Origin of the sequence: Flavobacterium bizetiae (genome assembly GCF_902804475.1) — a bacterium.
GTDB classification, from domain to species: domain Bacteria; phylum Bacteroidota; class Bacteroidia; order Flavobacteriales; family Flavobacteriaceae; genus Flavobacterium; species Flavobacterium bizetiae.
Map to the genome: position 1 here is coordinate 1 of NZ_CADCSU010000192.1, position 1941 is coordinate 1941.

A 1941-nucleotide genomic window follows, 5' to 3' on the forward strand; every position below is an offset into this window, starting at 1 on the left:
AAATTAGTCAATTGAGCTACAAACAAGACATTACTAATTAGAAAATGATCAATTAGATAATTAGAAAATTGAACTATAGGAAAACATTATCCTCTTAAACTTCTCGTATAATTAAATAATGGTAATTAAAAAATTAAGCCAGAAACAAGACAATTATCTAATTGAACACATTTTCTAATTCTCTAATTAGAATTGTATCTTTGCATCAAAATTTAAACAAATGTCAAAGCAAGTTCGTGTGCGTTTTGCACCAAGTCCAACAGGACCTTTACATATTGGCGGAGTTCGTACTGCCCTATTTAATTATTTATTTGCCAAAAAAAACAATGGTGTTTTTTATTTAAGAATTGAAGACACAGATCAGACTCGTTTTGTTCCCGGTGCCGAAGCTTATATTATGGAAGCACTAGAATGGTTAGGAATTTCTCCTGAAGAAACTGTTGGGAAAAATGAAAAATTTGGTCCGTACAGACAAAGTGATCGTAAGGAATTGTACCAAACTTATGCTGATCAACTGATCAATTCTGGTTGGGCATATTATGCTTTTGATACTCCCGAAGCTCTTGATGCTTTAAGAAAAGAACAAGAAGCGGAAGGAAAAACATTTATTTACAATCATACTATTCGTGAAAAGTTAGATACTTCTCTGGTAATTTCTGCTGAAGAAGTTGCTAAAAGAATTGCAAATGGAGAACATTATGTAATCCGTTTTAAAACTCCGGTTGACGAAACTTTACACTTAAAAGATATCATTCGTGGTGATGTAAAATTCGAAACTAGTTTACTTGATGATAAAGTTTTGTTTAAAAGTGACGGAATGCCAACATACCATTTAGCCAATATTGTTGATGATCATTTGATGGAAACTTCACACGTAATTCGTGGTGAAGAATGGTTGCCATCAATGCCACTTCACGTTTTATTGTACAGAGCTTTTGGTTGGGATGCTCCGGAATTTGCACATTTACCTTTGATTTTAAAACCAATTGGTAACGGAAAATTATCTAAAAGAGATGGTGATAAATTAGGATTTCCTGTATTTCCGTTAGAATGGAAAACTGAAGAAGGCATTTCATCTGGTTACAGAGAGAAAGGATTTTTCCCGGAAGCAGTTGTAAACTTCCTTGCTTTGTTAGGTTGGAATGACGGAACTGACAAAGAATTATTTTCATTACAAGAATTAGTTGAAGCTTTTGACCTGAACAGAATTCATAAATCTGGAGCAAAATTTGATCCTGAAAAGAACAAATGGTTCAATCACCAATATTTGATCAAACAAAATAATGAAGATTTAGCAACAAGCTTCACTCCTACTTTGGTAGAAAAAGGTGTTGATATTTCTAAATTTGATATTACAAGAATTGTTTCTTTGATAAAAGAAAGAGCTCATTTTGTTTCTGAATTTTGGGATTTGACTGATTTCTTTTTCCAGGCGCCAACATCTTATGATGAAAAAGCAAGTAAAAACTGGAAGGAAGAAACTCCAACTTTAATGCAGGAATTGATTTCGGTTCTTGAAAATATCGAAGATTTTACTTCTGTAAATATTGAAACTATCGTAAAAGATTGGTTGACTAAAAACGAAATTGGAATGGGGAAAGTTATGCAACCTTTCCGTCTAAGTTTGGTTGGAGCATTAAAAGGTCCTCACCTATTTGACATTGTTGAAATCATCGGAAAAGAAGAAACTATTTCTAGAATTCAAAAAGCGATTTCAACTTTATAATATTTTACCATTACGATATTAAGTTCATAAAGCTTGGCTTAATTTTTCTTAATGTCTTAATGTCAAAAAATAAAACGCTAATACACATTGATAAAATGTTGTTAGCGTTTTTTTTATGTTTAAAAAAATTGAAATTGGCAGAATATTCGTAATTTACCAGATGATACAAACTAAATCAATATCATTAATAATACAGCATTTATTATCCTTTTAGT

The 1941-nt window shown here is 31.6% G+C and carries 1 protein-coding gene; it reads left to right on the forward strand.

Annotated features, from left to right (window positions below; all coding sequences use genetic code 11):
• Window positions 1-220: 220 nt before the first annotated feature.
• The gene (gene gltX / locus FLACOL7796_RS23360; RefSeq protein WP_173973176.1) at window positions 221-1726 is read left to right on the forward strand and encodes a glutamate--tRNA ligase; all 1506 of its coding nucleotides are present in this window, start codon (window positions 221-223) and stop codon (window positions 1724-1726) included.
• Window positions 1727-1941: the final 215 nt, after the last annotated feature.

What these genes read in the sequence shown, in the direction of transcription:
- gltX (WP_173973176.1), top strand. Translation starts at nt 221, where the DNA reads ATGTCAAAGCAAGTTCGTGTGCGTTTTGCACCAAGTCCAACAGGACCT.